The sequence below is a fragment of the Hymenobacter saemangeumensis genome (assembly GCF_039541835.1).
In the GTDB taxonomy this organism is placed as follows: Bacteria; Bacteroidota; Bacteroidia; order Cytophagales; family Hymenobacteraceae; genus Hymenobacter; species Hymenobacter saemangeumensis.
Genome location: NZ_BAABGZ010000012.1, coordinates 19,577 through 38,136, shown reverse-complemented (window position 1 = coordinate 38,136; position 18,560 = coordinate 19,577). Strand labels below are relative to the sequence as shown.

14 protein-coding genes and 1 riboswitch are annotated in these 18,560 nt (G+C 62.5%); of the genes, 7 read left to right on the top strand and 7 right to left on the bottom strand.

The window, feature by feature from the left end; all coding sequences use genetic code 11:
- Positions 1-200: 200 nt before the first annotated feature.
- Positions 201-1,175, top strand: a complete 975-nt coding sequence (locus ABD919_RS04290) for a YitT family protein (protein WP_345234117.1) — start codon at positions 201-203, stop codon at positions 1,173-1,175.
- 161 nt (positions 1,176-1,336) lie between these two features.
- Here ABD919_RS04290 and ABD919_RS04285 read toward each other — a convergent pair whose 3' ends face one another.
- Positions 1,337-2,248 (bottom strand): S66 peptidase family protein, encoded by a 912-nt coding sequence (locus ABD919_RS04285; RefSeq protein ID WP_345234115.1) that lies wholly within the window; start codon positions 2,246-2,248, stop codon positions 1,337-1,339.
- 189 nt (positions 2,249-2,437) lie between these two features.
- On the opposite strand from ABD919_RS04285, the gene ABD919_RS04280 reads away from it, so the two are divergent.
- Both ABD919_RS04280 and ABD919_RS04275 read left to right on the top strand, forming a co-directional pair.
- Positions 2,438-5,371, top strand: coding sequence for an alpha/beta hydrolase fold domain-containing protein (locus ABD919_RS04280; protein WP_345234113.1), 2,934 nt, complete (start codon positions 2,438-2,440; stop codon positions 5,369-5,371).
- Between the two features lie 151 nt (positions 5,372-5,522).
- Positions 5,523-6,740 carry an alpha/beta hydrolase gene (locus tag ABD919_RS04275; protein WP_345234111.1) on the top strand — a complete coding sequence of 406 codons (1,218 nt, stop codon included), beginning with the start codon at positions 5,523-5,525 and terminating at the stop codon, positions 6,738-6,740.
- Positions 6,741-6,894: 154 nt separating this feature from the next.
- On the opposite strand, the gene ABD919_RS04270 is transcribed toward ABD919_RS04275, so the two are convergent.
- From ABD919_RS04270 to ABD919_RS04255, 4 genes are all read right to left on the bottom strand, one after another.
- Positions 6,895-8,163, bottom strand: coding sequence for a homoserine dehydrogenase (locus tag ABD919_RS04270; RefSeq protein WP_345234109.1), 1,269 nt, complete (start codon positions 8,161-8,163; stop codon positions 6,895-6,897).
- On the bottom strand, positions 8,141-9,169 hold the full coding sequence (gene metX, locus ABD919_RS04265) for a homoserine O-acetyltransferase MetX (RefSeq protein WP_345234107.1): 1,029 nt from the start codon (positions 9,167-9,169) through the stop codon (positions 8,141-8,143). Before metX ends, ABD919_RS04270 begins: the two co-directional genes overlap by 23 nt.
- A 102-nt stretch (positions 9,170-9,271) precedes the next feature.
- Complete coding sequence (locus tag ABD919_RS04260; RefSeq protein ID WP_345234106.1) at positions 9,272-10,597, bottom strand: O-acetylhomoserine aminocarboxypropyltransferase/cysteine synthase family protein; 1,326 nt, start codon at positions 10,595-10,597, stop codon at positions 9,272-9,274.
- Between the two features lie 384 nt (positions 10,598-10,981).
- A riboswitch (SAM riboswitch) is annotated at positions 10,982-11,095 on the bottom strand.
- 177 nt (positions 11,096-11,272) lie between these two features.
- On the bottom strand, positions 11,273-11,560 hold the full coding sequence (locus ABD919_RS04255) for a LysM peptidoglycan-binding domain-containing protein (protein WP_345234104.1): 288 nt from the start codon (positions 11,558-11,560) through the stop codon (positions 11,273-11,275).
- A 183-nt stretch (positions 11,561-11,743) separates the two neighbouring features.
- On the opposite strand from ABD919_RS04255, the gene ABD919_RS04250 reads away from it, so the two are divergent.
- Positions 11,744-12,163: a hypothetical protein gene (locus ABD919_RS04250; protein WP_345234102.1), complete on the top strand. Its 420-nt coding sequence runs from the start codon at positions 11,744-11,746 to the stop codon at positions 12,161-12,163.
- An 81-nt stretch (positions 12,164-12,244) separates the two neighbouring features.
- On the opposite strand, the gene ABD919_RS04245 is transcribed toward ABD919_RS04250, so the two are convergent.
- Both ABD919_RS04245 and ABD919_RS04240 read right to left on the bottom strand, forming a co-directional pair.
- Positions 12,245-12,559, bottom strand: coding sequence for a hypothetical protein (locus ABD919_RS04245; protein WP_345234100.1), 315 nt, complete (start codon positions 12,557-12,559; stop codon positions 12,245-12,247).
- 453 nt (positions 12,560-13,012) lie between these two features.
- Positions 13,013-14,077 carry a lysylphosphatidylglycerol synthase transmembrane domain-containing protein gene (locus ABD919_RS04240; RefSeq protein WP_345234098.1) on the bottom strand — a complete coding sequence of 355 codons (1,065 nt, stop codon included), beginning with the start codon at positions 14,075-14,077 and terminating at the stop codon, positions 13,013-13,015.
- 324 nt (positions 14,078-14,401) lie between these two features.
- On the opposite strand from ABD919_RS04240, the gene dxs reads away from it, so the two are divergent.
- From dxs to ABD919_RS04225, 3 genes are all read left to right on the top strand, one after another.
- Positions 14,402-16,345, top strand: a complete 1,944-nt coding sequence (dxs, locus tag ABD919_RS04235; protein ID WP_345234096.1) for a 1-deoxy-D-xylulose-5-phosphate synthase — start codon at positions 14,402-14,404, stop codon at positions 16,343-16,345.
- A 108-nt stretch (positions 16,346-16,453) separates the two neighbouring features.
- Entirely contained in the window at positions 16,454-16,894 is a 441-nt protein-coding gene (locus ABD919_RS04230; RefSeq protein ID WP_345234094.1) for a hypothetical protein, read from the top strand.
- 469 nt (positions 16,895-17,363) lie between these two features.
- Positions 17,364-18,548, top strand: a complete 1,185-nt coding sequence (locus tag ABD919_RS04225; RefSeq protein ID WP_345234092.1) for a hypothetical protein — start codon at positions 17,364-17,366, stop codon at positions 18,546-18,548.
- Positions 18,549-18,560 lie beyond the last annotated feature (12 nt).

The window sequence follows — 18,560 nt, the reverse complement described above, 5'->3', positions numbered from 1 at the left end:
GAGTCCGGCGCAGCCCATCCAGCGTAGTTTCGAATCAGCTCTGTGCAAAAATGTACATCAAGCCAGAAGCTGCTCTGATGCTGCCGTTGGCAGTTGTGGTTTTACTGATTTATCGCGGGTAACCCTCCCGGGCACGCCATACGGCCCGGCAGCTCTGCCATGTTGTGGCGAAGCAGCGGCCCTGCACATTCTTGCTTCCTATGTTTCTTCCCCATATTGTGTTGCACCGCCTGCGCATGCGCAAGCAGGCCGGTGCCGGGCCCGGTGCCGGGCCCCCTTCCTTCGAACCCTTCGGCGAAGAGTCTTTCTTTACCGGCTGGGGCCTGCGCCGCAAGCTGATACAGGGCTGCCTGCTGGTGGCCGGCGTGTTTTCGGCGGCCCTGGGACTGAAAGGCTTTCTGCTGCCCAATGGCTTCATCGATGGCGGCGTTACGGGCATGTCGCTGCTGGTGAGCCACCTCACGGGCCTGTCGTTGTCGGCCCTGATTGTGCTCATCAACATTCCCTTCATCGTGATGGGCTACTACCAGATGGGGCGCGGCTTTGCCCTGCGCACCCTGGTAACGGTGCTGGCGCTGGCCCTGGTGCTGCTGGTCATCTCCTTTCCCACCCTCACCGAGGACAAGCTGCTGATTGCCGTATTTGGTGGCTTCTTTCTTGGGGCCGGCATCGGCCTGGCCATGCGCGGCGGGGCCGTGCTCGACGGCACCGAAGTGCTGGCCGTGTACATCAGCAAGCGCACGCCGCTCTCGGTAGGCGACATCATCCTGCTGATTAACATCTTAATCTTCGCCGTAGCGGCCTGGCTGCTGTCCGTCGAAACGGCGCTGTATTCCATTCTGGCTTACCTCTCGGCCGCCAAAACCGTCGACTTCTTTATTGAAGGCATTGAAGAGTACACCGGCGTCACCATCATCTCGTCGCACAGCGAGCAAATCCGGCTGATGGTGACCGAGAAGCTGGGCCGGGGCGCCACTGTGTATGCCGGCAAGCGCGGCTACGGTTCCCGGGGCCATATCCGCGACACCGTCGACATCATCTTCACCGTGGTGACGCGCCTGGAAGTAAGCCAGCTCACTGCCGAAATCAACAAAATCGACGAGAAAGCCTTCGTGGTGATGCACAGCGTGCGCGACACCCGCGGCGGGCTGGTGAAAAAGCGGCCGCTGCATTAGGCTGAAGCGCTTTAGTCAATAATTAAAGAGAACGTCATGCTCATCTGGCGTCCGCTTGTCGAAGCATCTCTACCACGAGAGTAAACCTTTTAACTGGATTTACTGCTGCGGGCAAGATGCTTCGCTGTGCTCAGCATGACGTTCTTTTAAGCATGCCTCTCTCAGCTTCTAACCGTTTCCAGGCGGCTGCCTTCGGCTGTTACCGTGAGGCGGGCTTGCTGGCCTACCACCACGGCGCCGTTGGTCGGCTCGTGGCCGATGGGGAAGCCGTAGCCTACCGGGAAGCTGTATTGGCGGGCGTAGTAGTCGATAATCTCATAGGCCTCGGCACCGAAGGGTACGGTGTTGTCGCGCATCTGCGAGAAGTGGCCCACGGCCAGGCCGGCCAGCTTGTGCAGCTGCCCGCTGCGGTGCAGGTGCAGCATCATGCGGTCGATGTGGTAGAGGTACTCGTCGAGGTCTTCCAGAAACAGGATGCGCCCGGCAAAGCTGACCTGGGAGGCCGTGCCAGTGATGGTGTGCAGCAGGCTGAGGTTGCCGCCCACCAGCTCGCCGCTGGCCACGCCAGGGCGGTTGAGGGGCAGGGCAGGAGCCATATACACCAGCGCTTCCCCAAACAGGGCGCGGCGCAGGCTTTCCAGGGCCATCTCGCCGCCAGCCTGCCCAAACAGCACCGGCATCACGCCGTGAATGCTGGCCCAGCCCAGCCGCAGCAGGTGGCAGTTGAGCACGGTGATGTCGGAAAAGCCCGCTATCCACTTTGGCTGGTGGATAAAGGTGGAAAAGTCCAGCCCGTCGATGATGCGGGCGGTGCCGTAGCCGCCGCGGGCGCAGAGAATGGCCTGAATGCCGGGGTCGTCGAGCTGGCGCTGGAAGTCGCGCAGGCGCAGGGCGTCGTCGCCGGCAAACTGGTGATGCGCCTGGGCAATGCTTTCGCCCAGCACCACCTCCAGGCCCCATTCAGTAAGAATACGAATGGCGGGCGCCAGCTCTTCGGCGGTAATCTTGCGGGCGGTGCTGACTATGGCCACGCGCTGACCAGGGCGCAGGGCGGGAGGGAATTGAACGGGCATAGGGAAAATCAAACGCGCCTGCAAATAACGGCTGCGGTCCAGTAATGCCCTCGGCCTAAAACCGCTGAGCCTATCGGCCGCTTGCGTCGAAAAATCAGGTAAAGAATAATGCGTTAGAAGTCAACTTCTGTTATTTGTTCTACGTCAAGCATCGAGCACTGACTTTTCCTTTTGCCAACCCCTTGCCCTATGAGAGCTACTTTACTCTGCCTGCTGATGCTGGTTTTCGGCGCGGGCGCTGCCGCCCTGGCCCAAACGCCCATCGATACCACCGGCGGCCGCTATTACCAGCCCATTTTCCCGGGCGTGACCGTGACGCAGGGCGTGGTGTATGGCTCGGCCGTCACCTTCTCCGGCGCTACCCAGCAGCTGCTCATGGATATCTATGAGCCCACTGGCGACACGGCGCCCGAGCGGCCCGTCATCATCTTTGCCCACCAGGGCGGCTTCGTGTCCGGCAGCCGCACCGAGCAATACATGGTGGACGTGTGCACCCGCTTCGCCCAGCTGGGCTACGTCACGGCCAGCATCGACTACCGGCTACTATACTTTCCGTTCGACACCGTGAATGTGGCCAAGGCCGCCATTCGGGGCATGCAGGACATGCGCGCCGCCGTGCGCTTCTTCCGCCAGGATGCGGCCACGGCCAACCTCTACCGCATCAGCCCCAGCCGCATTGTGGTGGGTGGGGCCTCGGCCGGAGGCTTTATGGCCCTGCAGGTGGGCTACCTGGATAAGGTGAGTGAAGTGCCTGCTTATGTAGGTATCAACAGCCTGGGCGGCATTGAAGGCAATAGCGGCAACCCCGGCTACAGCAGCGCCGTGCTGGCCGTGCTCAACCTGAGCGGCGCTACCGAGCGGGCCGACTACATCGAGCCCGGCGACGTCCCGCTGTACAGCATTCACGGCACCGCCGATGCCGTAGTGCCCTACCTGCAGGGCCGGGTAGGGGGCGGGCTGCCGCCAAAGTATGTGGTGGGCAGCGGCCTCCTGCACCCGCAGGCCACGGCCGTGGGCGTGCCCAACCGCCTGCGCACCCTGCGCGGGGCGCCCCACATTCCGCAGTACGGGACCAACTCGGCCCAGCTGGCCTACGCCGATACCACTTTCCGCGACATCCGCGACTTTCTGCGCCCGCTGCTGGCGCCCGTCACCGCGGCTTACCCCAGCCTGGTTATCAATACGGCGACCAGCGTGGCCGGCGGCTCCTACCAGGACATTACCATCAACAGCGGGCCGGCCCAGCTGACGGGCAACATCACTGTGTACGGCGCGCTCATCGTGCGCAGTCAGGCAGGCCAGGCACCCGGCGCCCTGCAAACCAGCTGCTTCACCGTAGATGGCCCGGGCAGCTTCGAGCTGCAGGCCGGAGCGAGGCTTCGCATCTGCAGCCCCGACGGCATTGCAGCCAGCGGCGCTACCGGCGCCATCCGCAACACCGGCACCCGCACGTTCAGCCCCGATGCCAGCTACGCCTACGACGGCAGCACCAGCCAGATTACCGGCAGCGGCCTGCCCGCCCAGGTGCGCGAGCTGGAAATGGCCCTGACCGCCGGCAGCCAGCTCACCCTCACCAATAGCCTGCGCATCAGCCAGCGCCTGCTGCCCACCAGCGGCACCCTGAACAACAGCACCCGCACCCTGACCCTGCTTTCGGGCCCGGACGGAACGGCCCTGGTGGCGCCGGGCCCGGGCATCCTCACCAACCCCTTCACCGTGCAGCGCTACATCGACCCCAGCGTGAACCCGGGCCTGGGTTACCGCCACCTGGCTCCGCCCCTGGACGGCGTCACCACGGCCAGCCTGGCCACGGCCAACTTTACGCCGGTGCTCAACCCGGCCTATAACCAGGCCCAGCAACCCGAGCTGGTGCGTCCTTTCCCTACGGTATTCGACTATGAGCAGCAGCGGGTGGCTACTTCGCCCGCTACCAATTACTCGGACTTCGATAAGGGCTGGTTTGTACCCGTCGCCAACGGCAGTGGGGCCGTACCCCTGGTACGCGGGCAGGGCTACACCGTGAACATGCCCGGCGGCGAAACAGTGGGATTCAACGGCCAGCTTCTTCGCAACAACGAAGACATCAGCGTCACGCTCAGCGCGGCGGTATCGCCGACTGCGGGCTGGCACCTGCTGGGCAACCCCTTCCCCTCGGCCCTGAACTGGGACAACGTAACCGTGCCCGCCGGCATGAGCCGGGCCATGTACGTGTTTGTGAGCACCGGGCAGTATAGCGGGCAGTACCGTACGTACATCAACGGCATGGGCAATGCCTCTACCGTTCCGCTGGGGCAGGGCTTCTTTGTGCGCTCCCTGGCCACTTCGCCCGTCACCCTCACCTTCCCGTTGAGCTCCCGCATCAGTGATTTCGCGGCGGCCAACGTGAACACCGTGCAGCGACTGGCGGCCGATACCCGCCCCCGCCTGCGCCTGACCCTGGCCGCTGCCAGCAGCCCCGCTGCCTTCGACGAAGCCATAATTTACGAGGAAGCCGGGGCTACCGCCGCAGTAGACGCGCAGTTCGACGCAGCCAAGCTGCCCAACCCCAGCGCCCTCAACCTGGCTGTGGTGGCCGGCGGGCAGGAGCTGGCCATCAACGGGCTGGCGCCGCAGCAAGCAGCCCGGGTGCCGCTGGCCCTCACGGTGCCCCGCCCCGGCACCTACGTCCTCACGGCGGCCGACCTGCAGCGCTTTGCTCCCGGCACCGCCATTACCCTCACCGATGCGCTGACCGGTTCCCGCACCGCCCTGAGCGCCGGCACCGTCTACCGCTTCACCCTGGCCGGCACCGCCGCCCCGGGCCGCTTCTTCCTGGAGCTGACTCCGGCCCGACCCACCAACACGGCGCAGGCCCTCAGCAACCGGCTGCAGGTATACCCCAACCCGGCTACGGGAGCATTTCACGTAGAGCTGCCCAGTACTGCGAAAGCAGGCGCCGGCAGCGCTGCTGTTCTATGGCTCACCAACGCCCTGGGCCAGACCGTGCACCGCCAGATGCTGCCGGTCAAAGCCGGCCAGCCCCTGAGTGCCCGGGTAGAGGTGCCGGGGCTAAAGCCCGGCCTGTACCAGCTGCACCTGCAGGCAGAGGGCAGCACCGTGGTGCGCCAAGTGCTGCTGCAGTAGCGGGCGCGGCATACAGTACTCACGCTAACTTTCGTTGTAGGCGCACTGCTCCCGTAGCAGTTGTTTGAAAAAGTAAGTAAGTTGTGTTGCGCTGCCTGGGCAGCGCTGCCATCTGGCCTGTATCTTTCTCGTCAACCTAGCCTTCTGACTTATGAAGTCTGTTTTTCTGGTCTTTACAGCCCTGATGCTGGCCGGTCTGCAAACAGTTTCGGCTCAGATTGATACCACCCGGGGGCGCTACTACCGGCCCGTCTTTCCGCGGGTAAGTGTAACCTCCGGCGTTACCTACGGCTCGGCGGTAAACTTCAGCGGCAACAATCAGCCCCTGCTCATGGACGTGTATGAGCCGGTGGGCGACACCCTGCGGCAGCGGCCGCTCATCATCTTCGCGCACCAGGGCGGCTTTGTGACCGGCACGCGCACCGACCAGTTTATGGTGGACGTGTGCACCCGCTTCGCCCGGCTGGGCTACGTCACGGCCAGCATCGACTACCGCCTGCTGTTTCATCCCTACGACACCGTGAACATTGCCCGGGCTACCCTCCGCGGCATGCAGGACATGCGGGCGGCCGTGCGCTTCTTCCGGCACGATGCCGCCACGGCCCGCAGGTTCCGGGTGCACCCGAACTACATCGTGGTCGGCGGCTCCTCGGCCGGCGGGTACATGGCCCTGCAAACCGGCTACCTGAATCGCGCCGGCGAGGTGCCGGCCTACCTGAACCTGGCCGCGCTCGGCGGCATCGAGGGCAGCAGCGGCCACCCCGGCTACAGCAGCGCCGTGCTGGCCGTTCTCAACCTGAGCGGCGCCACCGAAAGCGCCAGCTGCATCGAGGCGGGCGAGGTGCCCCTGTTCAGCGCCCACGGCACCGCCGACGCTACCGTTCCCTTCAGCAAAGGGCGGGTGGGGTGCAAGCTGCCGCCGAAGTACGTGGTGGGCAGCGGCCGCCTGCACCAGCAGGCTGCGGCCGTGGGCGTGCCCAACCGCCTGCTTTGCTTCCGCGGGGCCGGCCACATTCCCTTCGAGGGCAGCTCGGCGCGCAGCCACGCGTATGCCGACAGTACGTTCTGGGGCATGCGCGACTTCCTGCGCCCGCTGCTGCGCAAGCCCGGCACCATGGTTAAGCCCGTGCTGGCAACCGCCGCTACGGCCCAGGCCCGCCCCGCTCCGGGCGATGACCGGCTGCACGTGGTGCTGCCAGCCGACTGGACCCTGCCCATCGAAGCCGAGCTGCTCGACGCTGCCGGCCGCGTAGTGCGACGCTTCAACCCCCGGGTACAAAACCTGGACATGCTGCGCGGCACCCTCCGGGCAGGTATCTATTCCATCAGGGTTCCCGGCCAGCTACCCGTTAAGGTCGAGTATAAATAGCAGCGTTAAAGACTGGTCTTAGAGGAAGTTAAAAGTGGAGAGTTAAAAGTTAAAAAGGCCTTTCGGGTTTTAACTCTCCACTTTTAACTCTATCCACTAACCTGAAAAATGCTTTAATGAGTGGTTACGGCCGAAAAAGCCTTTGCTGTGCTTATCAGGCGGCTAGTACGGCGGCCTCTTGGATAGATGCCACGGGTAGAGCCGCCGGTTGTATCTCGCCAATGCCGGCCACAAAAACGCCGGCTTCGCGCAGGGCATCGCGCCGGGCCAGCAGCGCCTCCAGGCGCACGGTGCCCGTCAGGAAATGCTGGCCATTGGGGGCTGGCAGCTCCAGCCACTGGGCTACTTCCTCCAACGCTTCGGCGCTGCTGGCTCGCAGGTAGACTTCCGTTTCCAGGTTGGGGGCCAGGCGGGGCCGGTCGTCGGCGCCCAGCTTGCTGTACTCGTAGCGCTGGCCGCGCTGCAGGGCTCGCACATCGGCCAGCACGGCCGAGCCGGTGGGGAAGCTGCCCGCGCCCTTGCCGCGCAGGAACTGGCTGCCCGCATAGGCGGCTTCCAGCTCAATGCCATTCATCTCGCGCTCCACGGCATAAAGCGGCGACTGCGCGTCCACCAGCCGGGGCAGCACGGCCAGGCTGACGCTGCCCGGCCCAGCCTGCCGGATTTCGGCTATTACCTTGATTTTCTTGCCTTGCGCGGCGGCGTATTCCAGGTCGGCAGGCGTAATGTTTTCGATGCCCAGGTTGAGTACCCGCTCCGGATGAACCAGGGTGCCAAAGGCATGCGCGGCCAGCAGCACGGCTTTGGAGCGGGGGTCGAAGGCAGCCATGTCCAGGGCCGGGTCGGTTTCGGCGAAGCCCAGCCGCTGGGCCTCGGCCAGCGCCGTGGCGTAGTCGCTGCCTTCTTCGCTCATGCGCGTCAGCACGTAGTTGGAAGAGCCATTCAGAATGCCCCTCAGGGCCAGCAGCGGCTCACTGCCGAAGTAGGAATCCAGGGTCCGCAGCACCGGAATGCTGCCGGCCACGGCTGCTTCGTAGAGCAGCGTGCCGCCGTAGTCCAGCTCCAGGCGCAGCAGGGTATTGAGGTGCCGGGCCAGCATGGCTTTGTTGGCCGTCACCACGCGGCGGCCCAGGCGCAGGGCGGCGCTCACCAGCTGGAATGCTTCGTCGGCGTCGTCAATTACTTCCACCAGCACGTCCAGCTCCGGGTCCTGCACCAGGGCATGGGCATCAAACTCAAACTGCTCGGCCGGCAGCGGCCGCGCCTTGCCCGGGGTTTTTACGGCAATGCGGGCTACTACCAGCTCCGCTTCCGGCAGCTGGCTGAGAATGGTATGAAAGCCCTGCCCCACGCAGCCAAAGCCGATGAGGCCTACGCGCAGCTTGGCGGGCTCGGTCAGGTCAGTGAGCGAAGGTTGGTACATAAAACAGCTCTAAAAAATGAGTGATGCCCGCGGTTTCGAGCAGGAAGCCGTCGTGCCCGTAGCGCGAGTCCAGCTCGGCATACATTACGCCGGGAATGTGGCGGGCCAGCTCCTGCTGCTCGCTCAGCGGAAACAGAACGTCGGACGTAATGCCCAGCAACAGCGTGCGGGCCCGGATGCCGCTCAGCGCCGTGGCGATGTCGCCGCGTCCGCGGCCCAGGTGGTGGCTGTCCATGCTGTGGCTCAGGGCCACGTAGCTGTAGGCGTTGAAGCGGGCCACCAGCTTGTCGCCCTGGTAGCGCTGGTAGGAGCTGGCCCGGTGGCCCAGCAGCCGGCTGTCGTCGGGGTCGGTTTGCGAGCTGGCGTAGGCCTCGTAGCCGCGGTAGCTGAGCAGGGCCACGGCACGGGCGGCCCGCAGGCCTTCGTCGCCGCCGTCGGGCTGCCCGGCCTGGTAGCTGGGGTCAGCCGCAATGGCCAGGCGCTGGGCTTCGTTGAAGGCAATGCCCCAGGCCGAGTGCCGGGCATTGGTGGCAATAACCACCAGATGTTCAAACACCTCGGGCTGCTGCACGGCCCACTCCAGCGCCTGCTGCCCGCCCAGGGAGCCGCCAATCAGCGTGTGGATGCGCGTCAGGCCCAGGTCCTGGCGCAGGGCCTCGTGGGCCGCGGCCAGGTCGCGGATGGTAAGCAGGGGGAATGCCTGGTAGTAGGGCCGGCCAGTAGCCGGGTTGGTATCGGTTGGGCCGGTGCTGCCGTAGCAGGAGCCCAGCACGTTGGCACACACGATAAACCAGTCGGCGGGGTCGAAAAAGCAGCCGGGGCCGAACAGGCCGGGCCACCAGGCCAGCACGTCGGCGTTGGCCGTCAGGGCGTGGCACACCCACACCACGTTGTCGCGGGCCTCGTTCAGCCGGCCCCAGGTGCGGAAGGCGACGTGCGCGCCCGGCAGCTCCTCGCCCGATTCCAGCAGAAAGGGGCTGGGAAGCTCAAAAAGTTGGTCTTTCATAGCGTGTTCTGTTTGATTTTCACCGCAGAAGAAGCGCAGAAGCTGTTCTGTCTTCTGCGCTTCTTCTGCGAAAGGCTCCGCGTCTTCTGCGGTGAAAAAGCACTAGGCCAGCGCCGGCTCCTCCACCGTCACCGCCGCAAAGGCCTGCTCCAAATCGGCACGGATGTCCTCGAAGTGCTCGATGCCGACCGACAGACGCAGCAGGGTAGGCGTGACGCCCGACGCCAGCTGCTCGGTTTCGGAAAGCTGCTGATGGGTAGTGGCCGAGGGCTGGATAATCAGCGTCTTGGCGTCGCCCACGTTGGCCAGGTGGCTGACCAGCTTCAGGTTGTCGATAAATGCCGAGGCTGCTTCCTTGCTGCCGCGAATCACGAACGACAGCACGCCGCCAAAGCCGCGCTTGAGGTACTTGGTGGCCAGGTCGTGGTAGGGGCTGCTGGCCAGGCCGGGGTAGTTCACACGCTCCACCAGGGGGTGCTGCTCCAGCCACTCGGCAATGCGCAGGGCGTTTTCCACGGTGCGCTCCACGCGCAGGCTCAGGGTTTCCAGGCCCTGCAGGAGCAGGAAGGAGTTGAAGGGGCTGATGGCCGGGCCGAAGTCGCGCAGGCCCTCCACCCGCGCCCGGATGATGAAGGCAATGTTGCCGAACGGCCCGTTCTTGCCAAATACGTCGTTGAAAATCAGGCCGTGGTAGCCCTCGCTGGGCTCGGTGAACTGCGGAAACTTGCCGTTGCCGAAGTCGTAGGTGCCGCCGTCCACAATCACGCCGCCCACGCTGGTGCCGTGCCCGCCAATCCACTTCGTGGCCGACTCCACCACGATGTTGGCGCCGTGCTCCAGGGGGCGGAACAGGTAGCCGCCCGCGCCGAAGGTGTTGTCCACAATCAGGGGCAGGTCGTGGCGGCGGGCTACTTCGGCAATGCGCTCAAAGTCCGGAATGTTGAAGCCGGGGTTGCCGATGGTTTCCAGGTACAGGGCCTTGGTGTTGCCATCAATCAGCGCTTCGAAGGAGTCGGCATCGTCGCCGTCGGCGAAGCGCGCCTCAATGCCCAGGCGCTTGAACGCCACCTTGAATTGGTTGTAGGTGCCGCCGTAGAGAAAGGAGGTCGACACGAAGTTGTCGCCGGCCTGCAGGATGTTGTTGAGCGCAATGAACTGTGCCGCCTGGCCCGAGCCCACGGCCAGGGCTGCCACGCCGCCCTCCAGGGCTGCCACGCGCTGCTCAAACACGTCGGTGGTGGGGTTCATCAGGCGGGTGTAGATGTTGCCGAACTCCTTCAGGGCAAACAGGTTGGCGCCGTGCTCCGCGTTTTTGAACACGTAGGAGGTCGTCTGGTGAATGGGCACGGCGCGGGAGCCGGTAGTGGGGTCGGGCTGCTGGCCGGCGTGGAGTTGCAGGGTTTCGAAACGAAGGGCTTGCTTAGACATGATGATGCGAGTTTGAGAGAGGGAAAAACCCAAGAAATGATGGTGGAAAAAGCGCTTCACAGCTTGTTTAGGCTGTTTTTGTGCGCAATCAGAACCCCAGGGAAAGCCCGTGCTGTTGGGAGGGCTGCGGGCAGCGCAAGCCATGCAAAGGCCTGCGGCTGCCAGGGTCAGCCATCGATAAAACCAGAAAGTAGGGGTGGGGCTAAGCCGGAATCAGCCTAGCAGCAACAGCACGGGCTACAACAGCACATTCGCATGCGTGCCGAAGTAGCAGCCTGGCCACACGGAGCCAAAGCACAAAATCCCGGCATTACCATAGTGCGCAGCACAGTGGTCAACGAGGGGACGAAAAAAGCGGAAACAGGGGAGTTTGCCATGGCACTCGTTTCATATTTCCCACTACAGCCGGGGCTGGTGGGTAGGACGTGGCACCTTTCGCGCGGTCGATGGTTGCCAGCGGGTCAGGGAGCCTAGTCTCTCGCCGCTTCTGTATAAAATCTGAAAAACTTTCCCGCCGCGAGCGGGAGAGTACCCATTAGGTAGGGCAAAGGTAGAAGAGAAAAATTGAAACGCGCAAGCAACGCAGCTGAGAATTTTTCATCTCTCCTCAATAAACGCAAAAAAGCCACCCTGAAACAGAGTGGCTTTTCTCACCTTTTTTCTGCAAAAAAGTACCTAGAGACTAGGTATCGTTAACACCTGGCCGATTTCAATGTGGTCAGGGTTATTTCCGATTGTGGCCTTGTTGGCCTCATATATCTGTCGCCACTTGGCTGCGTCGCCGTAGTGGTTTTTAGCAATTTTAGAGAGCGAGTCGCCGCTAACAACCGTATACGTGGTCCCATTGTTTTCGGTTTTGTTATTTCCGAAAAAATCGGTGCCAGCGCCTGGAGCTGCCTGCGGAGCGGCCGGTTGTACGGGCTTTTCTTCGCCTTTGTTATTGAGGAAATCAAAAAGTCCCATGGGTCTTCTTCTGGTTAAATTGAAGAGAAATTCGACTGAACCTCCACCGTGCGGCGGCTGAACCGGACCCATTTACGGGGGCAAATTAACAAAGTTTCTGGAAAAACCCTTTTTTTTTCTTCACGTAAGCCGAAAAGCCGAAGCATACCGGTTCTTTCCTTTCACACAATTATGCCCTCTCCAATGAAAACCAAGCCCTTTTCTCCTTTCCATTACCTCGCAACTTTTTTGCTGCTGCTGTCTTTTCTCACCATTTCCTGTGGCAACGACAAAGGCAAGGTGGAAGGTGTAAACATGCTTTACGGCACCGATAGCAAAGTATGGAAAACCAGCAAAGAGCTCGATGCCTCCGGCGATAAAGTAAAGCAGACCGACGACCAGAAGGAAGAGCGCCTGCAGATGTTCGCCAATGGCACCTTCACCCTGACCCGGCCATCTGGCGCCATGAGCGGCAATTACACCTTCGACCAGGCCGGCAAAACCATTACCCTCACACCTAGCGGTTCGGCGACCAGCATGACTTTCACGGTAGAAACCCTGACCGACGACAAGCTCACCCTGGTTGGTACTGATGGCTCACGAATGCTGCTCAAAGCGGATTAGTGCTGACAAATCCACGTAAAAGCCCCGTGCCGCAACCTTGGCACGGGGCTTTTTTTATGCCCGTACGTTCCAAGGGTAAGCCTACACCAGCCGCAGGGCCCGGATTTGCTCGGCCTCTGCGTCGTTTACGTGCGTAACGGCAGTGGTATAAATACGAAAGTCGTTGTTGGGAAATTCCTGGTTAAGCAGGCTTTCAATCTGCCGGTAGAGCAGTGCCTTGGTTAGGAAAATTACCCTGTAGCGTGGTTGGGTACCCACAGTACCCGCCGGGGTAAGCCGGTGGTTGGCAATGGCCTCATCCACGAAAACATCGGTGGCCAGGCGCTCGGTTAGAAGCAGGTGGGTGGCAGCCTGGGCGTGCTGGGCATTCAGCGTGAGTAGGTTGAACAGTATCATGGCTCGCTGGGAATGGTGAACGAAAAAACACTAGGCTAAGCCTGGCTCTGCAGCTGCATAAGCCGTGGAAACACTGCGGAAAGCGCCTCGCCACCCAAAAAAAGCGAGATTATCGGGACGGGGGGCGCTGGACGTCGTCACCATTCACAGAAAAGAATGATGGTTTGACTAGCTGATTTGATAGTATAACTATTAAGCTGGGGTTTTAGTATGCCTATCCCAATAAAAAACCTTTAGCGCTGGGTCGATAAGTGAATAGCCGCTTTTCGCTCACTTAGCCAGCGAAAATGCTGCGTGCCAATTCTGTCTGCAGGCGCTGAAAGGCAAGGCTATGGTCTGGGCGCGCTGGGTTGAGGCAGCCCGGGCAAAGCACCTGTGCCTGCCAGTGCAGCACGAACACCATTAATCTTTTGGTGGCTTGAGGCTGCTGCCGCATGCCTTTGCCTTGGGCTGCTAGGCCTGAGCCGGGCGCCGGCTAAACACCCGGGATACCCAGCGGGGCAGGAAGATGCTGCCCAGCACCAGGTACAGGTAGTAGGTAACCACCCGGTAGAGCAGCACCATGAAGCTGGTGAGCGTGGCCGTGCCAATGAACTTGCCGAAAAAGGTTGGGAATGCTCCCTCGGCGATGCCAGCGCCGCCGGGCGTGACGGCCACCAGCAAAATGACTTTGTAGGTGATGTTGCGGGCGAAAATGAACAGGAAGTTGTCCATGTTCATGGGCACGAAGGCCGCAATCAGGCAGCCAATAATGGCGTAGCGGGCCGTCCAGACAAAGGCGGTGCTCAGGCTGGCGCGCAGCCAGTAGGCCGGCCCATTGCCCCGCAGCTGCACGGAGGCTTCTACCATGTCTTGCCCGTGGTGGGCGGCCCGCTCCTGCCAGCGCCGCAAAAAGGGCAGCGAGAACATCTTAATCAGCAGGCTGCGCACCGAGTAAGGATTCACGAAAATAGCGTACAGCATAAGCGAGGCGTAGGCCGTAACAGCAAGGTAGCTAACAATAAAAGCTACTCGAAGCGTGGCGATGAAGCCGCCCTGCAGCGCCTCGTGCGGGTATAGGGCCGAGCCGGCCAGGGCCACCACCAGCGGCACCATCAGCACGTAGTAGAGGTTATCGAGCAGGGCCGTCACCATTACGTAGGCCAGGGAGCGGCCCAGGGGAATGCCTTCCTTGTTGAGGATAAACGAGGCCACGGCCGTGCCGCCCACCGCCGAGGGCAGCACACAGGAGGCAAACTCCCAAATCATGATGACGTCGAGGCTCTGCCGGTAATTCAGCTCCCGCTCGGCAATGTGGCGGATGCGGTAGATGTAGCCCAGGTCGCGGGCAATGAGCACCAGAAAGGTGATAAGCAGCCATTCCCAGCGGGCATTGGCCAGGGGGGCCAGCTCGCCGGGCTTGTAGCTGCGCCAGAACATAAAGCCCACCACGGCCAGGCCGATAAGTACGGGCAGCACAATGCGCGATGGGCGCAGCTTACGCAGGAATTGCTCGTCGCCGGTCTGAATCTGGGGCATACGGCAAAGGTAGAGGAAGGGAGCTAGGAGTTAAGAACTATGAGTTATGAGTTGAGCATGCTACCCAGGCAGAAGAAGGCATTGAGCAGATACCCATACTGCCTGGGCCTTTGTGGGCGGCCGCCTGCCGGCCTGCTTAGGGTGGTCTGAGAACATCCGCTCCCTCTTTGCCTAACGTGCTGTCCGACTCATCATTCGTGACTTTTAACTTATAGCACCGCTGACAACCGCTCCCATTTGGGTTTCGTACCTTTGCGGCGGCCTTACAATCTTTTTACCGGCCAGGCGGTTGTATACCGTCTCATTTCACCGACGCCTGCCCCGATGATAGTTGAACCCGGCCCGCTCCTGGCGGCGATTAATTCGCCCGACGACCTTAAAAAGCTCAGCCCCGAGCAGTTAGTCCAGCTCAGTACGGAGCTGCGCGAGTTTATCATCGACTCCGTCAGCATCTACGGGGGGCACTTTGGCGCTTCCCTGGGTGTAGTGGAGCTGACGGTGGCCCTGCATTACGTGTTCAATACGCCCTACGACCAGCTGGTGTGGGACGTGGGCCACCAGGCCTACGGGCACAAGATTCTGACCGGTCGCCGCGACCGGTTTCCTACCAACCGCCGCTACCACGGCATGTCGGGCTTTCCTAAGCGCAGCGAAAGCGAGTACGACGCTTTCGGGGTAGGGCACAGCTCCACCAGCATCGGGGCCGCGCTGGGCATGGCGGTGGCTTCCGACTACAAGGGCGAGAAGGACCGGCAGCACATTGCCGTGATTGGCGACGGCGCCATGACGGCCGGCATGGCCTTCGAGGCCCTCAACCACGCCGGGGTGGCCAACTCCAACCTGCTGGTTATCCTCAACGACAACTGCATGAGCATCGACCCCAACGTGGGCGCGCTCAAGGAATACCTCACCGACATCACCACCTCCCGCACCTACAACAAGGTGCGCGACGAGCTGTGGAACGTGCTGGGCAAGCTCAGCAAGTTCGGGCCCAACCCCCAGCATATTGCCCGCAAGGTGGAGGCGGCCATGAAGGCCACCCTGCTCAAGCAGAGCAACCTGTTCGAAGCCCTCAAGTTCCGCTACTTCGGCCCGGTAGACGGGCACGATGTGCAGCACCTCGTCACCATCCTCAACGACCTCAAGTCCATTCCCGGGCCCAAGCTGCTGCACTGCGTAACGGTGAAAGGCAAGGGCTACGCGCTGGCTGAGAAAGACCAGACGCTGTGGCATGCCCCGGGTTTGTTCGACAAAATCACGGGCGAGATTTACAAGAAGGTGCCCGACAAGCCCCAGCCCCCCAAGTACCAGGACGTATTCGGGCACACGCTGGTGGAGCTGGCCGAGGCCAACGACAAAGTCATGGGCGTGACGCCGGCCATGCCCTCGGGCTCGTCGCTGAACATCATGATGGCGGCCATGCCCGACCGCGCCTTCGACGTGGGCATTGCCGAGCAGCACGCCGTGACCTTCTCGGCGGGCCTGGCGACGCAGGGCCTGGTGCCGTTCTGCAACATCTACTCCTCGTTTATGCAGCGCGCCTACGACCAGGTGCTGCACGACGTGGCCCTGCAAAACCTGCACGTGGTGTTCTGCCTCGACCGCGCCGGCTTCGCCGGGGCCGACGGGCCCACCCACCACGGCTGCTACGACCTGGCTTATATGCGCTGCATCCCCAACATGGTGGTGGCCGCGCCCATGAACGAGCAGGAGCTGCGCAACCTGATGTACACGGCCCAGCTGCCCGAGAATGCGGGGCCCTTCACCATCCGCTACCCGCGCGGCGAGGGCGTGATGCCGCAGTGGCGCACGCCCCTGCAGCGCCTGGCCATCGGCACGGGCCGCGTAGTGCGCGAGGGGGCCGAGGGCGGCGTGGCCATTCTCAGCATTGGCCACATCGGTAACTATGCCGTGAAGGCTACTGAAGCGCTGTTGGCCGAAGGCCTGGACACGGGGCACTACGACATGCGCTTCTGCAAGCCCCTGGACGAGGAGATGCTGCGCGACGTGGCCCGCCGCTACCGCGCCATCGTGACCGTGGAAGACGGATGCCTGCAGGGCGGCTTCGGCTCGGCTGTGCTGGAGTTCCTGGCCGACCACAACCTACACCTGCCGGTGCAGCGCCTGGGTATACCCGACCGGATAGTAGAGCACGGCTCGCAGGACGAGCTGTACAAGGAGTGCGGCTTCGACGCGGCCGGCATTGCCCAGGCCGTGCGGGAAATGGGGGCCCGGGTGGCGGCAAAATCCGTCAGCGTGCACGTTTAACAAGGAAGTGGTGTTAGCTCCACACAGCGCCATTGCTGGCCGGCTCCTACTGCCGCCGGGCCTTGGCCTGTGCCCACCAGCTCATTCATGCTAAACGATATTTGCTCTATGAATCTGAAAAACACCTTTGGCGCCCTGGCGCTGGTAGCCGTCCTCGGCAGCTGCAGTAAGGACGAGCCCAAGCCGGCCGCTACGCCCCCCGTGGGCCGGCCGGTAAGAGTGATGGTGTCGGAAGCCGGTGCCCCCAGCTACGAGCTGCGCGACGCGCTGGTGACCAGTGCCAACTACCAAAGCAGCGCGGCGGCTATGGAAATCATTGGCAAGCTCAATAGCGGCAAGGTGCTTACCCTAAGCTTCAGCAAGAACGGCACTGCCCAGCCCTACAGCACCAACACCCTGGAAGCGGCCTTGGATGGCAACAGCGGCAGCGCCGCGAGCGGCACTACCACCTACAGTACGCAGTCGCAGCGCGCCAACGGCAGCTTCCGGGTTACCTTCCCGGTGATAGGTGAGGTTACCGGCACCTTTACCGGCGCCGAGCTGCCGTAAGCAGGATAGGAGGGACTCAAAGCCCAATTACTTAACAAAAAGCCCCGCCGCTTATGCTGTGGGGCTTTTTGCGTTTAGGTCTATACTGTTCTACACAGCAGGCTCAGCTTGGCTTGCCGCTCTTGCTGCCCAGGGTTTTGCGGCTTCCTTAAATCCTCACCAGGCGAATTGCGCAAGCCTCTGCTGGCAGTAGAGATGCAACCGAAGGTCAGCGCAGCTAACGTGTTGCGTCTGGTCGTTGAACGACCCAGCAGAACGGGCAGGTGGTCCGGCTCGGGTGCTAACGGCGCAGTACCGGAGACGCAAAATGATGCGGCTCTACATTGTTCGTTTTCGCAAGCCACTTCGCGTTAAGTGTAACAGCGCAGCATTGTTGTACTTTTCCCTGCTTGCATCAGCAAGGCTTGCCCGCCCCGGCATACTACAACGGCAGCCAGCGGCGTTGCACAAACCCCAAAGCCTGATGCCCATGAAAGCCTCCTTACTGCTCGTCGTTTTTCTGCTCCTGGCCCGCCTCGCCCAGGCCGGGCCCGTGACGCCCCTTAACCTGCTGACGGCCCAGAGCCAGCAGAAAGTGAAGGTAGAAGCCCGGGCCCTGGGCCTGGGGCCCGACAAGCTGCGCTGCGTTCTGACCAACCTCACCGGGCAGGAGCTAAAGCTGCGGGTGCCGCCGGGCCTGCACTTTGCCGCCGACGATGCCGGTGCCCAGGACATCTTCACCTTCGAGCAGAAGCTGCTGGTGCTGGCGCCCGGGGCCAGCAAGGAAGTGCCCCTGTGGGCTTTCTGCATGGAGCAGCACGACTACTCGCCCCGGGAGAATGGCGGCTATGCGCTGCAGGGCCTGGCCGGCAAAGGCCTGCAGCCCCTGGGCGACTCCCTGCAGAAGTACCCCGGCCTGGCCGAATACTACGGGCAGATGTTTGTGTGGTCCTTGTCGGACGGCGGCAGCCTGCGGGAGGTAAGCGTGGACTCCAAGCTGCTGCGCGGCGCCAAAAACGTGCTGGCCTATATTGGGAAGGTGACGGGCCGGGCCGTGCCCCGGGCCCGCGCCAGCAACGACAACCGCCCGTCGGTGAAGACCTTCAGCAAGCGGGCTACCCTGCTCTACCACAGCCCCACGGCCCAGGTGGCCACGCTGAAGGTGTACGATACCGACGGCAGCGAGATGTATGAGCTGCTCAAAGACCGCCGCCTCACGCCCGGCGTGGTGCACTACACGGTAGGGCTGAACTCCATTGTCGACATCGATGAGACGCCGGTGTATACCATCCGCCTGCTGAGCCCCAGCGGGCAGGTGCTGAAGGAAGTGAAGGTCGATGCCAATACGTCGGAACAAGTGACGGAGCCGGAGAAAGTGGTGTTCAACTTCCCGTTTGAGGTGAAAAACCTGACGCGTAACGCCCGCATCCGGGTGCGCCTCACCGATGGCACGCTGGTAGAGGAAATTCTGGAGCGCAAGTACCTGCCGCCGGGCAGCTTTAGGATGCAGCTGTTTTTCAACCACCTCTACCCCAGCGGCACCGCCTTCGTGGCCCAGCTCGAAACGGCCGATGGCAAGGTGCTGAGCAAGCAGCCCGTGGTGAAGGTGGAGGAGGCGCCAGTCCCCGCGCCCGCGGCCCCGGCGCCAGCAGCCCCCGCCAGGCGCCGCCGGTAGCGCAGCAGCCGG